General features: G+C 64.1%; 14 protein-coding genes and 2 tRNA genes. 6 read left to right on the top strand and 10 right to left on the bottom strand.

Going from position 1 to position 19,445, the window contains the following annotated elements; translation table 11 throughout:
* Window positions 1-208 precede the first annotated feature (208 nt).
* Both L0B83_RS12855 and L0B83_RS12850 read left to right on the top strand, forming a co-directional pair.
* A complete protein-coding gene (locus L0B83_RS12855; RefSeq protein ID WP_234758842.1) occupies window positions 209-2,035 on the top strand; it encodes a phosphoenolpyruvate carboxykinase (GTP) in 1,827 nt (608 codons plus the stop codon).
* 65 nt (window positions 2,036-2,100) lie between these two features.
* Window positions 2,101-4,704, top strand: coding sequence for a PEP/pyruvate-binding domain-containing protein (locus L0B83_RS12850; RefSeq protein WP_234758841.1), 2,604 nt, complete (start codon window positions 2,101-2,103; stop codon window positions 4,702-4,704).
* A gap of 7 nt (window positions 4,705-4,711) precedes the next feature.
* Here L0B83_RS12850 and L0B83_RS12845 read toward each other — a convergent pair whose 3' ends face one another.
* From L0B83_RS12845 to L0B83_RS12835, 3 genes are read right to left on the bottom strand one after another with little or no spacing between them, the layout of a single operon-like run.
* On the bottom strand, window positions 4,712-5,161 hold the full coding sequence (locus tag L0B83_RS12845; RefSeq protein WP_234758840.1) for an RrF2 family transcriptional regulator: 450 nt from the start codon (window positions 5,159-5,161) through the stop codon (window positions 4,712-4,714).
* A gap of 24 nt (window positions 5,162-5,185) precedes the next feature.
* Window positions 5,186-5,638 carry a hypothetical protein gene (locus L0B83_RS12840; RefSeq protein ID WP_234758839.1) on the bottom strand — a complete coding sequence of 151 codons (453 nt, stop codon included), beginning with the start codon at window positions 5,636-5,638 and terminating at the stop codon, window positions 5,186-5,188.
* Window positions 5,639-5,665: 27 nt separating this feature from the next.
* Window positions 5,666-7,084: a phosphomannomutase/phosphoglucomutase gene (locus tag L0B83_RS12835; protein ID WP_234758838.1), complete on the bottom strand. Its 1,419-nt coding sequence runs from the start codon at window positions 7,082-7,084 to the stop codon at window positions 5,666-5,668.
* A 125-nt stretch (window positions 7,085-7,209) separates the two neighbouring features.
* Between L0B83_RS12835 and L0B83_RS12830 the strand changes: the two genes are divergently transcribed.
* Window positions 7,210-9,381 carry a RecQ family ATP-dependent DNA helicase gene (locus L0B83_RS12830; RefSeq protein WP_234758837.1) on the top strand — a complete coding sequence of 724 codons (2,172 nt, stop codon included), beginning with the start codon at window positions 7,210-7,212 and terminating at the stop codon, window positions 9,379-9,381.
* Window positions 9,378-10,802, top strand: a complete 1,425-nt coding sequence (locus L0B83_RS12825; protein ID WP_234758836.1) for an MFS transporter — start codon at window positions 9,378-9,380, stop codon at window positions 10,800-10,802. Before L0B83_RS12830 ends, L0B83_RS12825 begins: the two co-directional genes overlap by 4 nt.
* A 73-nt stretch (window positions 10,803-10,875) precedes the next feature.
* Here L0B83_RS12825 and L0B83_RS12820 read toward each other — a convergent pair.
* Window positions 10,876-10,963, bottom strand: a tRNA-Ser gene (locus L0B83_RS12820).
* A gap of 97 nt (window positions 10,964-11,060) precedes the next feature.
* Window positions 11,061-13,322 (bottom strand): prolyl oligopeptidase family serine peptidase, encoded by a 2,262-nt coding sequence (locus L0B83_RS12815; RefSeq protein ID WP_234758835.1) that lies wholly within the window; start codon window positions 13,320-13,322, stop codon window positions 11,061-11,063.
* Window positions 13,323-13,381: 59 nt separating this feature from the next.
* Here L0B83_RS12815 and L0B83_RS12810 point away from each other — a divergent pair, with 59 nt between their 5' ends.
* Window positions 13,382-15,379 carry an FAD/NAD(P)-binding protein gene (locus L0B83_RS12810; protein WP_234758834.1) on the top strand — a complete coding sequence of 666 codons (1,998 nt, stop codon included), beginning with the start codon at window positions 13,382-13,384 and terminating at the stop codon, window positions 15,377-15,379.
* Window positions 15,380-15,655: 276 nt separating this feature from the next.
* Here the strand turns inward: L0B83_RS12810 and L0B83_RS12805 are convergent, their stop codons facing one another.
* Together L0B83_RS12805 and L0B83_RS12800 are read right to left on the bottom strand one after the other, a co-directional pair.
* The gene (locus L0B83_RS12805; RefSeq protein WP_234758833.1) at window positions 15,656-16,435 is read right to left on the bottom strand and encodes a VOC family protein; all 780 of its coding nucleotides are present in this window, start codon (window positions 16,433-16,435) and stop codon (window positions 15,656-15,658) included.
* A gap of 112 nt (window positions 16,436-16,547) precedes the next feature.
* Window positions 16,548-17,432 carry an undecaprenyl-diphosphate phosphatase gene (locus L0B83_RS12800; RefSeq protein ID WP_234758832.1) on the bottom strand — a complete coding sequence of 295 codons (885 nt, stop codon included), beginning with the start codon at window positions 17,430-17,432 and terminating at the stop codon, window positions 16,548-16,550.
* A gap of 109 nt (window positions 17,433-17,541) precedes the next feature.
* Here L0B83_RS12800 and L0B83_RS12795 point away from each other — a divergent pair, with 109 nt between their 5' ends.
* Window positions 17,542-18,315 carry a potassium channel family protein gene (locus L0B83_RS12795; protein ID WP_234758831.1) on the top strand — a complete coding sequence of 258 codons (774 nt, stop codon included), beginning with the start codon at window positions 17,542-17,544 and terminating at the stop codon, window positions 18,313-18,315.
* 15 nt (window positions 18,316-18,330) lie between these two features.
* On the opposite strand, the gene L0B83_RS12790 is transcribed toward L0B83_RS12795, so the two are convergent.
* From L0B83_RS12790 to L0B83_RS12780, 3 genes are all read right to left on the bottom strand, one after another.
* Window positions 18,331-18,768, bottom strand: coding sequence for a hypothetical protein (locus tag L0B83_RS12790; RefSeq protein ID WP_234758830.1), 438 nt, complete (start codon window positions 18,766-18,768; stop codon window positions 18,331-18,333).
* A 23-nt stretch (window positions 18,769-18,791) separates the two neighbouring features.
* Window positions 18,792-19,223: a hypothetical protein gene (locus L0B83_RS12785; RefSeq protein ID WP_234758829.1), complete on the bottom strand. Its 432-nt coding sequence runs from the start codon at window positions 19,221-19,223 to the stop codon at window positions 18,792-18,794.
* A gap of 126 nt (window positions 19,224-19,349) precedes the next feature.
* Window positions 19,350-19,440: transfer RNA gene (locus L0B83_RS12780), tRNA-Ser, on the bottom strand.
* Between the last annotated feature and the right edge of the window lie 5 nt (window positions 19,441-19,445).

Raw genomic sequence — 19,445 nt, 5'->3', positions numbered from 1 at the left:
GTGCCAAATCGACGCAACGTAATCTGTCTAACTAGACCGGTCTATGTGACCTTCGTCACAAAATCGCAACGGTTGCGGACGCTGATCCTTGAATTCTAGGGGTTTTGCTTCTGAATGGCCTCGAGAGCCCATGTCTGGACCCGGATTGGTCTACTCCGCGACCCCTAGCATTTAGGACACACCACTGAACCCGAGGAAGGGAACCACGATGGGCGATCTGGCGCGACTGCCGTTGCTTGAGAAGGCACCTACTACGCATGCACGCCTGTTGGCCTGGGTGGAGGAAGTTGCCGAGCTGACACAGCCGGACCGCATCCACTGGGTCGACGGCAGTGAAGCGGAAAACAAGAAGCTGACCGACGAACTCGTCGCGGCCGGCACCCTGAAGAGGCTCAACCAAGAGCTCTTCCCCAACTCTTTCGCTGCATTCTCGGACCCGGCGGACGTTGCCCGTGTGGAAGAGCAAACCTACATCTGCTCTGAGAAGGAACACGACGCCGGCTTCACCAACAACTGGATGGCACCTGCCGAGATGAAGCAGAAGCTGCGCGGGCTGTTCGCCGGCTCCATGCGCGGCCGCACCATGTACGTCATTCCGTTCGTCATGGGCCACCTGGATGCCGAAGATCCGAAATTCGGCGTCGAGATCACGGACTCCGCTTACGTTGTTGCCTCGATGCGCATCATGGCCCGCATCGGCACCGACGTCCTGGATCGCATCACACAGACCGACGCATTCTTCGTCCCCGCATTGCACTCCCTGGGCGCTCCGCTGGAACCGGGCCAGGAAGACGTGGCGTGGCCCTGCAACCCGGACAAGTGGATCGTGCACTTCCCCGAAGAGCGTTCCATCTGGTCCTTCGGTTCCGGTTACGGCGGCAACGCCCTCCTCGGCAAGAAGTGCTACGCCCTGCGCATCGCGTCCGTCATGGCCCGGGACGAAGGCTGGCTCGCCGAGCACATGCTCATCCTGAAGCTGACCTCTCCTGAGCAGAAGACCTACTACATCTCCGCGGCATTCCCCTCCGCTTGCGGCAAGACCAACCTCGCGCTTCTCGACCCCACCATCAAGGGCTGGAAGGTGGAGACGCTCGGAGACGACATCACCTGGATGCGCTTCGGCAAGGAGGGCGAACTCCGCGCGGTCAACCCCGAAGCCGGCCTGTTCGGCGTCGCTCCCGGCACCGGTTGGGGCACCAACCCCAACGCCATGCGCGCCATCGCCAAGGGCAACAGCATCTTCACCAACGTTGCATTGACGGATGACGGCGGCGTCTGGTGGGAAGGCATGACCGAGGAAACTCCGGCGCACCTGACCGACTGGCAGGGCAACTCCTGGACTCCCGAGTCGGACAAGCCCGCAGCACACCCGAACTCCCGCTTCTGCACGCCGATCGACCAGATCGACATGCTCGCCGAGGAATACTTCAGCCCGGAAGGCGTGGAACTCTCCGCGATCCTCTTCGGCGGCCGCCGCAAGACCACCATCCCCTTGGTCACCGAGGCCCGCGACTGGTCCAACGGCATTTTCATGGGCTCGACGCTGTCTTCCGAGACAACGGCTGCCGCGGCCGGTGCCGTCGGTGTTGTCCGCCGCGACCCTATGGCCATGCTGCCGTTCATCGGCTACGACGCTGGCGACTACCTGAACCACTGGGTCAACCTGTCCGCCAAAGCCAACCCGGAGCGCTTGCCCAAGATCTTCCTGGTCAACTGGTTCCGCCGTACCGCCGAGGGTGGTTTTGCGTGGCCCGGCTTCGGCGACAACGCCCGCGTCCTCAAGTGGGCCATCGAGCGCCTCGAAGGCAAGGCCGACGCCGTCGAGACCCCCATCGGCTTCGTGCCGACCGGCGAGTCCATCGACCTCGAAGGCCTCGACATGACCCCCGCCGAAGTCGAGGCAGCAGTCCGCGTCGACGCCGCCGAGTGGGAAGCCGAGTTGGCATCCATCGAGGAATGGTACGCAAAGTTCGGCGACTCCCTGCCGGCGGCGCTCATCTCCGAGCTCGAGGGACTGAAGGCCCGCCTGGCCTAGACCACCCGGGTCTCGGAGGGTAGCTTCAGAGAACGAGCAGTTCTCTCACTCCATGGGGCCGGGCCATGGGCGATTCGCAGGAGCACGCACGAGAGTCCAGTCCGCCGCCAGGACCCCAGGAAGCACTCTGGAACACCGGGCAGGCCACTGCGCCCCTGGCCGATTTCGGCGTGGGGGACGTGGCTGCCGCCGGTGGAAAGGGTGCTTCCCTGGGGGAGCTGGTGCGTCAAGGGTTCCCGGTCCCGCCGGGCTTTGTGGTCACCACGGACGCGTACTTGTCCTTCCTTGCGGAAACGAGCGTGCGCACAAGGCTGGGCAGCCTGCTGTCATCCGCATCCGAAGAAGCCCCCGACGGCGGTGCCCCCGACGGCGGCGACGGCACCGGCGGCGCCGCACTTCGGGCCCTCTTCGCCGCGACGGAAATGCCGGGCCGGCTGCGCGAGGAGATCCTCGACGCATATTCGAGGCTTGGCGGCGGGGCAGTGGCGGTCCGGTCCAGTGCCACGGCGGAGGATCTTCCGGGAGCCGCGTTCGCCGGTCAACAGGACACGTACCTCAACGTGCTGGGCGGGGATGACGTAGTCAAGGCAGTCGTCAACTGCTGGGCATCCTTGTGGACCGACCGGGCCATGGCCTATCGCCGGCGGCAGGGGATCGATTCGCGCGAGGTGGCCATCGCCGTCGTCGTGCAGAAAATGGTGCCCGCCGTCATGGCGGGCGTCCTGTTCACCGCAAACCCGGTCACGGGAGAGCGCGACGAGATGGTGGTGGATGCGAACCCCGGGCTGGGGGAGGCGGTGGTCTCCGGCAGGGTGACCCCCGAGCACTATGTGCTGGACCGTGCGGGAAAGGTGCGCAGCTTCACGCCGGGCGGCCGCGAAGTGGTGATCAGCGCGGCAGAGGACGGCGGCACGCTGGAAGCCCCCGGCGCCCAGGAAGCGGAGCCCGGCCTCGCCGCGGAGGCATTGGCGGAACTGGCCGCACTGGGAAACAGGGCCCAACAACATTTCGGCAGGCCGCAGGACATCGAGTGGGCCGCGGCGGAGGGAACGCTATACCTCCTGCAGTCACGGCCGATGACCGCACTTCCGCCCCAACCGCCCGTCCTGAACCCCGCCCAACGGCGGGTGGGGCCGTTCCTCATGGAGATGTTCCATGAGCGGCCGTATCCTCTGGATGTATCGGGCTGGTTGAGCCGTGGACTCCTCGCCATGCTGCATGCCATGGCCGGCAGCGTGGGCGTGGTCTTTCCCGCGGCAGAGGAGTTGTTGCCCGAGGAGGACGGGGTAGTGGTGCAGTTCATTCCTCCCGTGCCGCACCCGACCTTCCGAACGATTGGCGCGCCCGTGTCTTTGCTGCGTCGCGCCAGCCGATTCAAGCCCGGCGCGTGGACCAAGGATCCTCGTTTCCCGCTCTTCCTCGACAGCATTGAACGCTTGAACGTGAAGGACCTTGGTCCGCTGCGGTGGGGTGCCGTAGTCGAATTTGCCCGAGAATGTTTCGCTGCGATGCAGCGAATCACGGATTTGAGGGTTTCCTACCTGCCGGGCATCCTGGTGCCGGTGCTGAAAATGCGTGTCATGCTCCTGCTCCTTGGCAAGGTCAAGCTCGCGCCTGCACTGATCGCGGGGGTGGAAACCCGGACGAGCCAGGCGAACCGGGCACTTGAACGGCTCGCTGCCATCGCGGCGGATGATCCCGGTCTGTCCCGCGCGCTACGTGAGTGCAGTCCCCGCGAAATCCTTGAGCTACTGGACAACGATCCCGAACATCGTGCTTTCCGTGATGCTTTCGAGGCATTCCAACTCGAGTATGGCAACCGTGAAACCACAAGCGTTGTCCTCAGCAGTTCCCCCACCTGGTCCGACGCCCCCGAAATTGTTCTTGGGCTGGTCAAGGCAATGTCCGGAGAGCGGCCTCAACCGGTGGACCAAGCCGGGAATGCGCTGGCGGAATTGAAACGCCACCCAGCTCTCCGGTTCGGGCCGTTGCGGCGGAGCGTCCTCACCGCCGTCGAGTCCGCCCAAGCCGGCATGGCGTTCCGCGAGGACAGCCATTTCTACGCCACCAAGGCCATCCCGCCGCTCCGCCGGGCCTATCGGGAACTCGGCCACCGGCTGATGCTCGCCGGGGTGCTCGACGAGCCGGACGGAATCTACCACCTGCGGTTCGAGGAGCTTGAGTCCATTGCAGACGACGACGGCGGCGCGCTGCCGGCTTCGCTCCGTGACCGTTTCCGGCCGTTGGTGCTGGCTCGGGCAGCGAAGCGGCGCGGGCTCGAAGGCATTCCGTTGCTCGATCCGGCTTTGCTCTTTGGCCAAGGCCACCGGGGCCGCCAGGCGGAAGGAGTCTTGGTCTCCGGCACGGGAGCAAGCCGCGGCCAAGCCGCCGGGCCGGTTCGGGTGATCCGCGCGCCGGACGAGTTCGGACGGTTGCGCGGCGGAGAGGTCCTCGTCTGCCCGTACACCAACCCCGCCTGGACGCCGCTGTTCCAGCGGGCAGCTGCGGTGGTAGTGGACGCCGGTGGGCTCGGCTCGCACGCGGCGATCGTCGCGAGGGAGTACGGAATTCCTGCGGTCATGGGTACTGGTTCGGGCACCAGCACCTTGGTTGACGGGCAGCGTGTGCTCGTGGACGGAACCCGGGGAGTGGTCCTGCCAACCACCTGACCGGAGCCTAAAGTCCGAGGGGTAGCCCGATCGCTTGGAATGCCGGCGCCATTTGCCGCGGTCGCGGCAGGGAGGACACGGCCACGCCGTCGAGCTCCCGGTAGAAGGCTTCCCTCGCTCGGGCCAAGGCCAGGCGCAGGCCGCACTCCGTAATCAGCGGGCAGTCGCCATTCGCGGATTGGCACTCGGCGGGGTCGAGCCTGGTGTTCAGCTTCCGCAGGACATGGCCGACGGTGGCCTGCCGGCCGGCGGCGCTGAGCCGGGATCCGCCTTTGCGCCCACGCTCGACGTCGATGAGTCCCAGCTCCCGCAGCCGAACAATAGCCTTGCTGACGTGGTGATAAGGAGTCCCCACGGCGTCTGCGATGTTTTGGGTCGTCAGGAGTTCACCTGCTGGCGCGGACGACAAAACCAGGAGCGCCCGCAGGCTCACATCCGCGAAGGCATTGATCTTCATGCCCTCAAGCTTACGGAGTAAGGTCTAGTCCACCCATAGGAGGGCTTCATCGGTATCGGCTTCGGCGTCCTCAAAGGCGAAGCCTTCGGCGGTCCGGACGTAGGGGACAACGGCCGCGAGGAGACCGCCGCCGCGATGCTCAGCCGCAGCATGAATCCCGTCCGAGCCGTGTTCCGGAAGGATGACGTCGCTGGCGATAGCCACCGCACTGTATTCGTCACGGTTTTGGCGTAGCAATTCGAGGATGTCTGCCAGCATCGAATCCGTGTCGACGTTCCCCTCGTGGTCCGGCTCGTCGGGCGTTACGAAAACAATCCGAAGTTCGCTGTCCTTGGCGAGCGTGACGGCGAAGGGCAGGAATCCGCCGTTTTGCTCCAGGTGCTCCTGCGCTGTTGCCAATGCAGCCCCAAGGGTCTCACGCAGTTCGCGGAGTTCGTGTTCCTTGGTGCTTTCGAGGCCGTTGGTCCGGGAGTTCATGCTGCTGACCGCCTTAGAGGCTGCCGCCTAGGACCGGACCAGCGCCAGGACGCGGTCCCGGATCTTTTCCATGGTGGCAACGTCCTTGGCCTCGGCGTTCAAGCGCAGGAAAGGCTCCGTGTTGGAGGGACGAAGGTTGAACCACCAGCTGCCGTCCTGAGCGGTGAAGGTGCTGCCGTCCATGGTGTCCACGTCGACGTCTTCCCCCGTAAAGTCTGCGCGGACCCGCTCGATGGCTCCTGCCTTATCCTCGATTTCGGAATTGATTTCACCCGAGGAGACATACGGCTCGTACTGGCGGCCAAGTTCGGACAACGGGCCGTCCTGCTCGCCCAATGCAGCCAAGACGTGCATAGCCGCAAGCATGCCGGTGTCGGCGTTCCAGAAATCGCGGAAGTAGAAGTGCGCGGAGTGTTCGCCGCCGAAGACGGCTCCTTCTTCGGCCATGACAGCCTTGATGAACGAGTGCCCCACACGTGTACGCACGGCCTTGCCACCATCCGCCGCCACGAGTTCCGGGACTGCTCGCGAGGTAAGCAGGTTGTGGATGATCACCGGGGTCTCTTCGCCTGCGGCCTGTGCGCGGGCGATTTCCCGGCGGGCCACCATCCCGGTAATGGCAGACGGCGAGACGGGCTGGCCCTTTTCGTCGATCACGAAGCAGCGGTCGGCGTCACCGTCGAACGCCAAACCAATATCGGCACCGTGCTCGATGACTGCCGCCTGAAGGTCGCGTAGGTTTTCGGGTTCAAGCGGGTTGGCCGGGTGGTTGGGGAAGGAACCGTCCAGCTCAAAGTACAAGGGAACAATCTCGAAAGGCAGCGCCGGAAGCAGTTGGTCGCCAAGCACCGCGGGAGTGGTCAGCCCCGCCATGCCGTTTCCGGCGTCGACGACGATCTTCAGCGGACGCGAGCCCCTCAGGTCGACCAAGCTGCGCAAGTATTCCGAGTAGTCCTTCAGGACATCGCGCGTGCCGATCTCGCCCTGTACATCGGCGGCCGGGATGAGCCCGCTGTTGAGGTACTCCTCCGCCAGGGCCTGGATCTCCTTGAGGCCTGTTTCGGAGGAGATCGGCTGGGCGCCGGCCTTGGACATCTTGATGCCGTTGTACTCGGCCGGGTTGTGGCTCGCGGTGAAGGTCACGCCGGCAGCATTGAGGGCACCGCAAGCGTAGTAGAGCTCGTCGGTGGAAATGAGGTCCAGGAGCTGGACGTTGGCGCCGCGGCGGGCAGCGCCGGTGGCGAATGCCTTGATGAACTCCGGGGAGGACGGGCGCATGTCGCCGCCAACAAGCACAGTTTCCCCGGCGAGGCCGAGGGTGTCGACGAAGGCCGCGCCGACGGATTCCACGATGTTGGAGGTGATGGATTCGCCGACGATTCCACGGACGTCATAGGCCTTGAAGGAAGCCGAGAGGTCAAATGTCTTGTTCTGCTCGCTAGTCACGCGCTCAATCTTACTGTGGCGCGACGCGGTCACTGCGCCTCGACGCAGACTATGTGGATAAGGGCTTGTCCACATAGATGACGTTCAGGGTTATGGCTGTCTGCGGCTGCTGGAATACTGAAGCCATGCCCAACAACCCTGACGCTGCCCTGCTCGCAGCAGAACAGACCACCACCCGGCTGCAGGCCCTCGAAGTACTGAGGGAGCTTGTGGGAAGTGGGGACGCCGAATTCCACGACGGCCAGTATGAGGCGATTGAGGCCCTCGTCGACGCCGGACGGCGCGCTTTGGTTGTGCAGCGGACGGGCTGGGGCAAGTCGGCGGTCTACTTTGTTTCATCATTGCTGTTGAGGCGGCGGGGCGCGGGTCCCACGCTGATCGTTTCGCCGCTGCTGGCGCTCATGCGGGACCAAGTTGCGGCTGCTGCACGTGCAGGGGTGCGGGCCGTAGCGATCAATTCCGCCAACCAGCTTGAGTGGGACGACGTTCGCGAACAACTGGCCGCTGACGAGGTGGACGTTCTCCTCGTTTCGCCGGAGCGGCTCACCAATCCGTCGTTCCGGGAGAACCAGTTGCCCGAGCTCATCCGCCGTACTGGCCTCCTGGTGATTGACGAGGCCCATTGCATTTCGGACTGGGGGCACGATTTCCGTCCCGACTATCGGCGCATCTCGGATCTCATCGAGCAACTGCCTGCGAGTGTGCCCGTACTGGCCACCACGGCCACGGCCAACTCCCGGGTGGTTCACGACATTGAAGAACAGCTCGGCGCCGGAGTACTGACCATCCGCGGAGAGCTTGGCCGGGAGTCCTTGCGGCTCGGTGTCTTGAAGCTCGCAGACTCGCGCGCCCGGCTTGGTTGGCTGCTGACCCATCTGGCAGATATGCCAGGCAGTGGGATCATCTATACCCTAACTGTTTCGGCCGCCGAAGACACAGCCCGCCTGCTCTCCGAGGCAGGCCACAACGTCCTGTCCTACACCGGCCGCACAGACCCCGCCGACCGTGAACGTGCCGAACAACTCCTCAAGGACAATGACGTGAAGGCGCTCGTTGCCACCTCGGCGCTCGGCATGGGCTTCGACAAACCCGATCTCGGGTTCGTCATCCACCTTGGCGCTCCCTCGTCTCCGGTGGCTTACTACCAGCAGGTCGGCCGTGCAGGCCGTGGTGCCGCCAACGCCGACGTGCTCCTTCTTCCCGGATCCGAGGACCGCGAGATCTGGCAGTACTTTGCCACTGCCTCGATGCCCTCTGAGGAGAAGGCGGCCGCCGTACTCAACGTCTTGGCTGAAGCAGGTTCCGCCTTGTCCACCGTGGCCCTCGAAGCACGGGTGGACCTGCGGCGAACTCCCTTGGAACTCCTGCTGAAGGTACTGGCCGTGGATGGTGCGGTGGAGCGCGTGGGCGGTGGTTGGAAGTCCACGGGACGTCCGTGGACTTACGACGCCGAGCGCTACGCCCGCATCGCCGAGGCCCGGGTGGACGAGCAGGATTCCATGGTGATCTACCAGGACACCGCTGGATGCCGCATGGAATACATCACCGCGGTCCTGGACGACGAGTCCGCGCGTGCATGCGGCCGCTGCGACAACTGCGCCGGCAGGTGGTTCCCCGCCGACGTCGCAGCAGCCGCCGCCGACGCCGCCGGGCAGACGCTTCGCCGGGCGGGCCTTGCGCTGGAGCCGCGCCTTCAATGGCCCAGTGGGATGGATCGGCTGGGCGTGCCGGTGAAAGGCAAGATCAAACCGGACGAATTGCTCGCGGAAGGCCGCGTGTTGGCGCGTTTGACCGACCTCGGCTGGGGTGGTGCCCTCCGTGAGGTTTTTGCAGCCGGCGCGGCTGACCGCGAAGTTGAACCTGCCATGCTGCAGGCTTGCGTGCAGGTCTTGCGCGAATGGTCTGCCGGAGACGGCCGATCCACCGGGTGGAGCGGCCAAGGGCGTCCGGCAGCCGTGGTGAGCATCCCGTCCAGGAACAGGCCGGCGCTGGTCGAATCCTTGGCGCGCGGCATAGCCGGTATCGGCCGGATGCCCTATCTGGGCGCCCTCGAACTCCAACACGGCGGACCCACGGGCGGGCGCGGTGGCAACAGTGCCTACCGGCTGGCCGGTGTCTGGGATCGTCTCGCCGTGGGTACGGAACTGGGACAGAGCCTTGCGTCGCTGGGCGGCCAAGGCGTCCTCCTGGTCGATGACCTGGCCGACAGCCGCTGGACCCTTACTGTTGCAGGCCGGGCCCTTAGGCAAGCCGGAGCAGGACCGGTCCTTCCTCTCGTCCTCGGCCAAGCAGCGTGACGGGCGCAGCCCCGGACGTCCCGTCCGAGTCCAAGTGGCAGCCACGGCTCGCTTTGCTGGTTGCGGCAACCTTCTTTATGGAGTTCCTGGACGCAACAGTCCTGACAACCGCTATACCGAGCATCGCGGCCGACTTCAAAGTAGCCTCGGCCGATGTCAACATCACGATGACCGCCTACTTGGTGACCGTGGCCATGGGAATTCCCCTCAGCAGTTGGCTCGCAGAACGCTTCGGCGCCCGACGGATCTTCTGCTTGGCGATCGCCGTCTTCACTGTGGCGTCGGTGCTGTGCGCGGCCAGCCAGGACCTCACCATCCTGACCGCGAGCCGGGTGGCACAGGGGGCCGGCGGGGCGATGATGGTGCCGGTAGGGACTCTCGTTGTGCTGCGGGGCACGCCAAAGCCGGAGCTGCTCCGCGCCACGGCGTTCCTTGTCTGGCCAGGGTTGCTGGCACCCGTTTTGGCGCCGCTCGTCGGTGGAGTTTTCACCCACTACCTTTCATGGCACTGGATCTTCCTCATCAATGTGCCGCTTGGGTTTGCTGCGTTCATCGCGGCACTGCGGCTGGTTCCACGTAAGGGAGGAGATGCTGGCAGGCGGCTCGATTGGTTGGGCCTTGGACTCACCACGTTCGGCGTCGGATCGCTCGTGGTGGGTCTTGAAGTGGTTGGAGGTCACGGTGCAGGGGTGGTTCCCGCAGCAGTGCTGGTGGCCGGAGCGTTGGCTTTGGCTGGAGCGGCTTGGTGGATGCTCAAAGCCAAGGCTCCGCTCTTCGATCTTCGGGTTTTCGCCACGCGCACCTTCCGGGCCACGTCCACTGGAGGGTTCGTCTATCGCCTGACCATCAGCTCGGTGCCATTTCTGCTGCCGCTGTTGTTCCAGGACGGCTTTGGCTGGGATCCGCTGAAATCCGGAGCCATGGTGGCCGCGGTGTTCATCGGTAACATCGGCATCAAGCCCGCCACGACGCCCCTCATCCGCCGGTTCGGCTTCAAGCCTGTGTTGGTCTTCGCCTCATTCGCGTCGGCCGTCACCTTTGTCGCCTGTGCGATGCTCACCGCAGGGACTCCGGAGCCGTTGATTTTTGCCTTGCTGCTGGCCAGCGGGGCCTTCCGTTCGATCGGATTCTCGGCGTACGCCTCCGTTCAGTATGCGGATATCGTTCCCGCAGAGCTACCTTCGGCGAATGCCGTATCAGCAACCTTGGTGCAACTTGCCACTGGTGGCGGTATTGCGGTGGGTGCGCTCTTCTTGCGGCTCTTCGATCATGCGTCGCTCTTCGGCGGCGGCCATTCTTCGGCGTACCGTGGCGCCTTCGTCGCCATGGCTGCGCTGATGCTGTTGAGCACAGTGGACAGCCTCACGTTGCACCGGCATGCCGGAGCCGAAGTCAGCCGCAGTGCTGTAGGCAAAACATGAATCGTCCCGCCGGGACCGGCCGCTGAGGCACCGGGAACGCAAAAGGCCCCGGTCCGAGGACCGGGGCCGAACGCGGAGACGGGGGGATTTGAACCCCCGGTGGAGTTGTGCCCCACACTTCATTAGCAGTGAAGCCCATTCGGCCGCTCTGGCACGTCTCCAGTTGCTATTGCTAGCCAACCAAGGATACGCAGAACCGGGCATCCAGTGCAAAACGGGGGACGCGCTCCGCCGTCGGACGCTCCATCGTTGAAAGCGTTAGTGCCCCGACCCCTCCTTGCCCGCAAGCGCCCTCCACAGGAAGTGTTGGCTGCGGGCTTGCAGCGAGGCCGCCTGGCGGTTGTCCGAGGCTCCGGCGTGACCGCCTTCGAGTGCTTCGTGGAACCAGACGTTCGGGATGCCCATTGCCTGCATCCGGGCCGCCATCTTCCGCGCTTGGACCGGGCCGACACGGTCATCGGAGGTGGCAGTCCAGATGAACGTCTCGGGGTAGTCGACGCCGTCGCGGAGCAGGTGATACGGGGAAAAGGTGCGGATGTACTCCCACTGTTCCGGAACGTCTGGATCGCCGTATTCGGCAATCCAGGAGTAGCCGGCCGAAAGCTTGGTGTAACGGCGCATGTCCAGCAACGGGACGCCGCAGGAGATTGCCCCGAACAACTCCGGATACTGGGTCAGCATGTTGCCCACCAGGAGGCCGCCGTTGGAGCCGCCCACGCAGCCGAGGCGCCGCGGACTGGTGACTCCCCGCGAGATGAGGTGCCGTGCCACGGCTGCGAAGTCTTCGAACGCGCGGTGCCGATTGGCCTGCAGGGCTGCGCGGTGCCAGGCGGGACCGTATTCGCCGCCTCCGCGGATGTTGGCCACGACGTAGACGCCGCCGCGTGAGTGCGGTGCCGAGCCGCCGTCGGCCGCGATGCTTTCGCTCCGGCGCTCGAGCCAGGCCCTGCCGATCGCTCCGCTGTAGGCCGGCGTTCTTGAGACCTCGAATCCGCCGTAGCCGGAAAGCTGGGTGGGGTTCTCGCCGTCGAGGTCCAGGTCTTTGGACGCGACTTGGAAATAGGGCACGCGCGTGCCGTCCGCCGAGGTTGCGAAGTGCTGCTGGACCTCGTAGTCCGCCTCATTGAAGAACGACGGCGAGGACTTCACCACCGCGTGTGTGCTCGTCACCCCGCCGTCGTGGCCCGCGTCGAGCGTGTAACCGGCGGTTCCCGGCGACAAGGTGCCGCGCATGAGCGTGGTGGGGGTGGTGAAGCCCGTCGCGATGAGCCAGTAGTCGTTGCCGGCGTCGTCGCCTTCTGCTTCGTCCTCGTCGTCGACGGCGTAGGCGTTCACATCGTGGAGCGGAGGGCACGCATCCAGCAAAGTCGAGGCCCATCCGCCGGTTGAGTCCTTGCGGGCCGGGTCGAGCACCCTGATTTCTGAAGAGACGTCGTGCAACAGGTTGAGGAGGAGATAGTCCCGGGTCCAACTCCACGATTGGAGGGATGTGTGCTCATCCGGAGTGAAAAGTACGGTGAAGTCGCGCGCCCCGGACAAGTAGCCCTCGAAGTCGGCGGCCAGCAGGGATCCGGCGGGGTAGCTGGTTCCGTTGACGTTCCAGTCCTGCCGCGGCCGGAACATGAGCCATTCGCGGTGGGAACTGAGGTTCACGTCAGTGGGCACATCAATGGTGAGCCAGGCGTCGTCGCGCAGCACGGACGTGGTTCGGTTGAAGAAATCGATCCAGTCCACGGCGAAGGTACGTTCGAATCCGGGAGTGGAGTCGTGTGCGACGAGCGCCATCATGTGGTCTTCGGGGATTTCGAAGATCCGCTCTGCTTCGGCCAGGGATTGGCCGCGACGCAGCTTCACTCCGGTGCGCGCGTAGGAGGAGCTGGTTTTCGGCAGGCCGTCGGCGGTCGTGGCAACCAACAAGGTATCGGCGTCGAGCCAGCTCACGTTACCCTTCGCGGTCGAAAGGTCGAAACCGCCTGCGGCAGGGTCCACGAAGGTGCGGGTCTCGACGTCGAACTCGCGGTGGCGGTTGGCGTCGCCGCCGTCGGGGGAGAGGGCGATGATGGCGATGCGGTGCGGTTCGCCCTCGGCCGGGCGCAGGAAGTTGGCCCCGTGGAAGACCCATTCCTGGCCCTCTGCAGCGGCCAGTGCGTCGACGTCGAGCAACACGTCCCATTCCGGGGCGTCGCTGAGGTAGCTTTCCCAGGTGGTCCGGCGCCAGAGGCCCTTGGGGTTCTGCTGGTCCTTCCAGAAGTTGTAGTAATGCTCGCCGCGTTTGTTGACCATGGCGATCTTGTCCGTAGAGTCCAGAACCTCCAGGATTCCGGCCTCCAACGCGGCGTAGTCGGCGTCGTCGAGCAAGTCTTCGGTGCGGGCATTTTGCTCCCGCACCCAGGCCAGCTGTTCCTCGCCGTGAATGTCTTCGAGCCAGATGTTCTCGTCGACAGGTTCGGGGGCGACTGCGGTTCCCTGGGCAGTTTCGTTGTCGGGCGCGGGCGCTTGATCAGCTGCTGTGGTGGTCATGCCCCATCCTAGAGTGACTGTCTGAGCGGGAAGCAAGTCACAAGAAGTTAGGCTTGGGCGTGGGTAAATCGCAGAACATTCGGGTTGGGCTGATCGGGGCAGGTCCCCGCGGCACCAGTGTGCTGGAGCGTTTGCTCGCCAATTGGGCCGCGACGGACACCCAAACGCGTTCACTGCACATCGACGTCGTGGACCCGTATCCAGCCGGTCCGGGGCACGTTTGGCAGCCTGGGCAGTCCCGGCTGTACCTCATGAACACCCAGTCGTTCTACCCCACACTCATCCCCGAGGACGAGCGGCTCGCACCGCCCCTGGCCGGGGGGTCCTTTGAGAAGTGGCGCGCGCAGCAGCAGTCCATCGGCGGACCGGGCCTGAGCCCCGAGGAACGGGAAGAACTGGCCGCACTTTCCTCCCACGACTTTCCCAGCCGCGCCCTTTACGGACGGTATCTCCAATCGACGCTTGAGGAACTGCTGGAGCGCGTCCCAGCCGGTGTGGAGATAACCTTCCATCGAAGCAACGCCGTGGCTGCGCGCCGTCTTCCGGGGAGCGGTGGCGAGCCAAACGATTCGCCGGGCAATCCCGCGGACGGAGGGTTCGACGTCGAACTCGACGACGGCGGACGGCTCACCGTGGACTCCCTCGTGCTTGCGCTGGGCCACCTTGAATCCCGGCTCAACCCGGAGCAACGCTCGTTCAGGGACACGGCGGCGGAACTCGGGCTGCTGTATGTGCCGCCGGCCGCACCCGCCGACGTGGACTGGGCGTTGATCCCTGAGAACGAGACCGTCCTGGTCCGGGGCATGGGGCTGAACTTCTTCGACGTCATGGGCCAGCTGACCGAAGGCCGCGGCGGACGGTTCGTGCCCGCCGAAGGCGGCCTCCATGGAAAGCTTAAGTACCTGCCTTCTGGCCGGGAACCGAAGATCATCGCAGGATCCAGGCGCGGCACCCCGTACCGGGCCAAGGCAGGATTGGACGGCTATTATCCAAAGTCCGTGCGCTTGCGCTATCTGACCGAGAACGCGGTGGAACGCTTCGCCGCAGCCGGCATCCAGCCTGGCTTCGACCACGATCTTTGGCCCCTCCTGCATCGGGATGCGTTGTGGGCTTACTACTCGACGCTGGTCGTGGCGGAGCCGATGGCCGTCTCTGATGCCACGGAGTTCCTCGCCGCTCTCGAAGACTTGCTGCAGCCCCATGCGCATGCTCCCGGGCGATGGGAGAACCAGGTCGCGGAGTTGGTCTCCTCCCATGTTGCGGCGTCTCGCCGCCTTGACCTGCTGGGCCTCGCGGCGCCTTTGGCCGGACAATCCTTCGCGTCAAGGAAGGAACTCGACGCCGCCGTCGTGGAGTATCTGGACGACGACGCCCGCCGCTCCGCCCTCGGAGAGGCAGACCCCGTGAAGATGGCGATCGGTGCCTTGCATACCGGACGGGCGATCCTGAAGACCGCCGTGGCCGACGGCGGCATCACGGACGAATCGTGGGTCGGTGAGCTCCGGGGCTGGTTCGAATCTTTCGTGGAGGGACTCGCGAGCGGACCTCCGGCCATACGCGCTGAACAATTGGCCGCCCTGGCGCGTGCCGGCGTCGTCAGTTTCATGGGCCCTGATCCGCGGTATAGCGTTGACCGCTCCAAGCGCGCATTCCGCGCGGTGTCTGCCTGGGTGCATGATGACGCGGCGGAAGCCAGGACGCTGATTGAAGCCATGTCTCCGGCGAACCGGGTGGCCATGAGTGTTTCTCCGTTCCTGCGGCAGTTGCTTGATGACGGCTTGGTGCGTCCCAAGATGATGATGACTGCCGAGGGGGTGCCGGTGCAGACCTCGGGCTTGGATGTCCAGCCGCACCCCTACCGCTTGGTGGGCGCCAACGGTTCGGTGACCCCTGGGATGTACGCCCTTGGCCTGCAACTTTCTTCCACCCAATGGGGGACAGCCATCGCCGCGGAGGCCCGGCCTTCCGATGGTCCCAGCTACCGCAGCGGCCAACGGACACTCCGCGATGCCGACGAAATCGCCAGGGACATGCTCGGCCTTCCCCTCCAAGAATGAGCATGCTCCCCTGAAAAAATGAGCATGCCCCCCGCTAGTTCCCACGAGTGGACATACCGCTGATATGTCCACTCGTGGGAACTAGGGACGAGCATGCTCATCCGTGGCGGCGGGACCAGGGGAGGGCATGCCCATTCGTGACAGCACAAACGAGAGAGCATGCCCTCCCTTTGAGGCATGGAGTAGACATAATCCCAATATGTCCATTCCCCGTGCCGTGGGGAGAGCATGCTCTCTGGCGGCCTGCACCTTGCGGGCTGCGCCTAGGGGGTGCGCTTATGCAGCCTGGTTTTCGATGAGTTTGAAGATCGCACCCGTCGGGTCGGTCAGGCTGGCCATCCGGCCGTAGGGGGTGTCCTCGGCCGGCTGGACGATGGTGGCACCCAGGGAGAGGGCCTGCTCGATGGTGTCATCGACCTTGTCCACGGCGAAGTAGACGCCCCAGTAGGACGGCACCTCGGCAGGAAGGAAACCGGAGGCGTCCATGATGCCTGCCTTGGCGTTGTCGCCCGCCCCGAGCGTGGTGTAGCGGAACTCAGGGGAGTCGCCCACAACGGTGGTTTCCCAGCCGAAGACGTTCTGGTAGAAGGACACTGCCGAGTCGTACTCTTTGGCAAAGAGCTCGTGCCAGGCGGGTGCGCCTGATTCGGCAGCCAACTCGTAGCCCTTCATCTCGCCGAACTGCCAGGCGCCGATGGACGCTCCGGATGAATCCGCGTACATGGCCATGGTTCCCTGCTCCGGTACTTCCATGGGTTCCATGTAGACCTGACCGCCGTTGGCGCGGGCCGCTTCCGTGGTGGTCTTGATGTCGTCAGTGCGCAGGTAGGTGGACCAGACATCGGGCATCTGGCCCATGTCTTCCTGCTTCTGCATAATCCCGGCCACCAGCTTGCCGTCCTTCGAGGCCGTGATGTAGCCGCCGTACTTTTCCTGGTCCCCGGTCTCGTAGGTCCAGCCGAAGAGGGTGTTGTAGAAGGACTTTGCCTTCTCAGTGTCCGAGGTCATGAGGTCGATCCAGCAAGGTGAGCCGGGGGTGATATCAGGCGTAGGCATGATTGCTCCTGTGTGGTTACCGCGGGAATTTGCCGCGGTTTCATGAGTGGTCGGTGGAGACAGTCAAAACCCTATGCGGGGCCTCTGACAGTTTCAATGGTTTCGGTGGAGGCTAGCCCATGACGAGCATCAGGACGAAGTAGATCGCCCCGCCGACCACCGAGTAGATGGCGAACGGCGTCAGGGTGCGGGTCTCAAAGAAGCGAAGCAGGAACTTGGTGGCGAACCACGCGGCCACACCCGCGCACAGCGCTCCCACCAGGAACACGCCGCGCTCGTCGGCCATGGCGGGGGTGAACAACTCAGGCAGCTTGAGCACGGCCGCGGCACCGATGATCGGCGTTGCGAGCAGGAAGCTGAAGCGCGCGGCGTTCTCGTTGTTCAGCCCGGAGAGCAGGCCGCCAGCCATGGACGAGCCAGAGCGGGAGATCCCGGGTATGAGGGCCGCGGCCTGCGCGGTTCCGATTCCGAAGGCGCGCTTCCAAGACAAAGTGGCGATCTCCTCGTCGGACGCCGTTGCCGTTGTATTGACGTGGCGCGCGGAAGTGAGCTGCCTTTCGCGCGAGCGCAGGCGTTCGGCACCGAAAAGCAGGAGACCGTTAACCACCAGGAATGCGGCGGCGATCAGAGGCGAACCGAAGAGGTTTCGAATGGGCTTTTCGAGGACCAAACCGATGATTCCGGCGGGCACGGTTCCGACCACGAGGAGCCAGCCGAGCTTTGCATACGTGTCCGAGGGAGCGATCTTCCGGTCCCGGATGGAACGGCCAAGGCCCTTGGCGACTTCAATCCAGTCCCGGAGGAAGAAGAAGAACAGCACAATTGCTGTTGCCAGGTGGGTGGCGATGAGGAAGTTCAGGAATTCGGGCGCCTTCTGGTCCAGGCCCCAACCGAAGAGCTTGGGGAGGATGACGCTGTGGCCGAGGCTGGAAATCGGGAAGAGCTCGGTGATTCCCTGCAGCAGGCCCATAACGATGGCCTGGATCATATTAATCATGGGTTCGATCCTAGCCAGTACCGGTTACTGGGAGGTGAACGTTCGCTGGGAGGCAGCCGGGTGTCAGCCGGTGAGCGCGGTCACCGTGCTAGCTGGCTAATATCGACGAATGACCCAAGAGCGATGGCGGCAGGTTTCCGAATGGCCCATGGTGGCGGCAGCGGTGGTGTTCCTGGTTGCCTATTCGTTCCAGGTGATCGCCAATCTCAGCGAGGCCCAATCCACGGTAGTTGACACCATCATCTGGGTCACGTGGCTGGCCTTTGCCCTGGACTACGCGATGTGCCTCGTCCTGGCGCGGCGTCGGGCCCGGTGGTTCGTGCGGAACCTGCACGAATTGCTGATCCTGGCCCTCCCGGTCCTCCGGCCCTTGAGGTTGTTGCGGCTGGTGACACTGCTGAAGCTGCTTCATCGCACCGCCGGGAACGCCATGCGGGGCCGCATCCTCACCTTTGTTTTAGGGTCCGCCGCCCTCTTGACGTACTGCGGTGCGCTCGCAGTGCTTGATGCCGAGGAGAACGCCGCGGGCGCCAACATCACCAATTTTGGTGATGCCATCTGGTGGGCGATGGTCACTATCACCACCGTTGGCTACGGAGACCACTACCCGGTGACGGTCGTGGGCCGCTGTGTTGCCGGCGGTCTGATGGTCTGTGGGATCGCTGTCCTGGGCGTCGTGACAGCTTCGGTCGCCTCGTGGCTGGTCGAGCAGGTCTCCTCCGGAGCCGCGGCCGCCGCGACAGTCGCCGAAGAACCTATGAAGGAGGAGATTCGCAGGCTGGCCGGCCAGGTCGAGCGCTTGACCGCGCTTCTGGAAAACGCCGACGGCGGCATGCGGGGCGGCGTGGCCGGAACCGGCGGCGACCACTCGCCGTCGGTATAACTGACGTTTCTTCGTTTATTGAATCGTATATTCTTCGATGTCTGCGTTCGCCAGATTGAACTCGCGGAGAACTTCCAAGGCCCGCTCGCTCACCACTAATGGCGGGTAGGTCGTAGTGAGGAAGAAGTCTGTTTGTTCGTCCGTTCCCTCTATATCCAGCCAGATAAGTTCGGGGATCGGCACCCCCTTCTCCCTTATCGCTCTGGTGCCATTCTCGGAGATACTGAGGTACATGTCCTTGAGCTTAAATCCAGATAGCTCGCTCTTGGCTAAGCTGTCCGCTAGCCGCCGGGTGACTGCGAAGCCAGGGGACGTTGTCACGATGTCGTTGCTGTTCCAGTCCTCTAGGACCATGTGGAAAGTCTCAAGTTTTCGATTCTCAAAGCCGGGTGTGTATTCCGTCATGTCGCCCTGTCTGGCATCGACGATGGGATCAATTCTGTAATACTTCATGATTCGATCTTCCCGTTTCGGTCCTATGCGCCGTACTGTTCGATTGCAGCGCGCTTAATGTCGAATTCATGCAGAACGGTCAGAGCGGCTTCGCTGATGACCAGTAACAGGTCTCTGTCCTCGGCAAAGTCCGACACCCCGGGTTCGCCAGTTAGATAGAGCCAGACGAGGTCTGGGATCGGAGTGTTATTCCGTCTCAAGGACTCAGTTCCTTCGACTGAAATGCTGACATACATGTCTCGCAATTCGAATCCACTGAGACCGGAACCCGCCAGCCTGTTGGCAAGATTGCGGGAGACTGCGAACCCTGGGGTGCGCGTCACCAAGTCATCACCCAGCCATGCATCGAGAACCATGTGAAAACTCTCAAGTCGTCGGCCTTCATGGCCGGGCTCATATTCGGTGAGTTCGCCACTGCTGCCATCTACTGCGGGTTCGATGGAATAAAACTTCATGATTTCAACTTAGTCGGCGCGGAATGGTCCGCCGAAGGTGGCCATCTAGGCAGACCGCCCCGGGCCGTGGCGTCCCACGCAAAGAAACCCCCGGCGAGCTCTCGCTTGCCGGGGGTCCCACTAACTTGGCGGAAGGTAAGGGATTTGAACCCTTGGTGCGGGGTTACCGCACACTGGTTTTCAAGACCAGCTCCTTAGGCCGCTCGGACAACCTTCCCTGCC

Source organism: Arthrobacter alkaliphilus (assembly GCF_021483235.1).
GTDB classification, from domain to species: domain Bacteria; phylum Actinomycetota; class Actinomycetes; order Actinomycetales; family Micrococcaceae; genus Arthrobacter; species Arthrobacter alkaliphilus.
This window is presented reverse-complemented; position numbering and strand designations above follow the sequence as displayed.

Excerpts from the sequence above, each read along its gene's own strand:
- L0B83_RS12805 (WP_234758833.1), bottom strand. The coding sequence starts at position 16,435 with ATGCCTACGCCTGATATCACCCCCGGCTCACCTTGCTGGATCGACCTC.
- L0B83_RS12790 (WP_234758830.1), bottom strand. The coding sequence starts at position 18,768 with ATGAAGTATTACAGAATTGATCCCATCGTCGATGCCAGACAGGGCGAC.
- L0B83_RS12855 (WP_234758842.1), top strand. The coding sequence starts at position 209 with ATGGGCGATCTGGCGCGACTGCCGTTGCTTGAGAAGGCACCTACTACG.
- L0B83_RS12840 (WP_234758839.1), bottom strand. The coding sequence starts at position 5,638 with ATGAACTCCCGGACCAACGGCCTCGAAAGCACCAAGGAACACGAACTC.
- L0B83_RS12800 (WP_234758832.1), bottom strand. The coding sequence starts at position 17,432 with ATGATTAATATGATCCAGGCCATCGTTATGGGCCTGCTGCAGGGAATC.
- L0B83_RS12830 (WP_234758837.1), top strand. The coding sequence starts at position 7,210 with ATGCCCAACAACCCTGACGCTGCCCTGCTCGCAGCAGAACAGACCACC.
- L0B83_RS12795 (WP_234758831.1), top strand. The coding sequence starts at position 17,542 with ATGACCCAAGAGCGATGGCGGCAGGTTTCCGAATGGCCCATGGTGGCG.
- L0B83_RS12845 (WP_234758840.1), bottom strand. The coding sequence starts at position 5,161 with ATGAAGATCAATGCCTTCGCGGATGTGAGCCTGCGGGCGCTCCTGGTT.
- L0B83_RS12785 (WP_234758829.1), bottom strand. The coding sequence starts at position 19,223 with ATGAAGTTTTATTCCATCGAACCCGCAGTAGATGGCAGCAGTGGCGAA.
- L0B83_RS12850 (WP_234758841.1), top strand. The coding sequence starts at position 2,101 with ATGGGCGATTCGCAGGAGCACGCACGAGAGTCCAGTCCGCCGCCAGGA.
- L0B83_RS12815 (WP_234758835.1), bottom strand. The coding sequence starts at position 13,322 with ATGACCACCACAGCAGCTGATCAAGCGCCCGCGCCCGACAACGAAACT.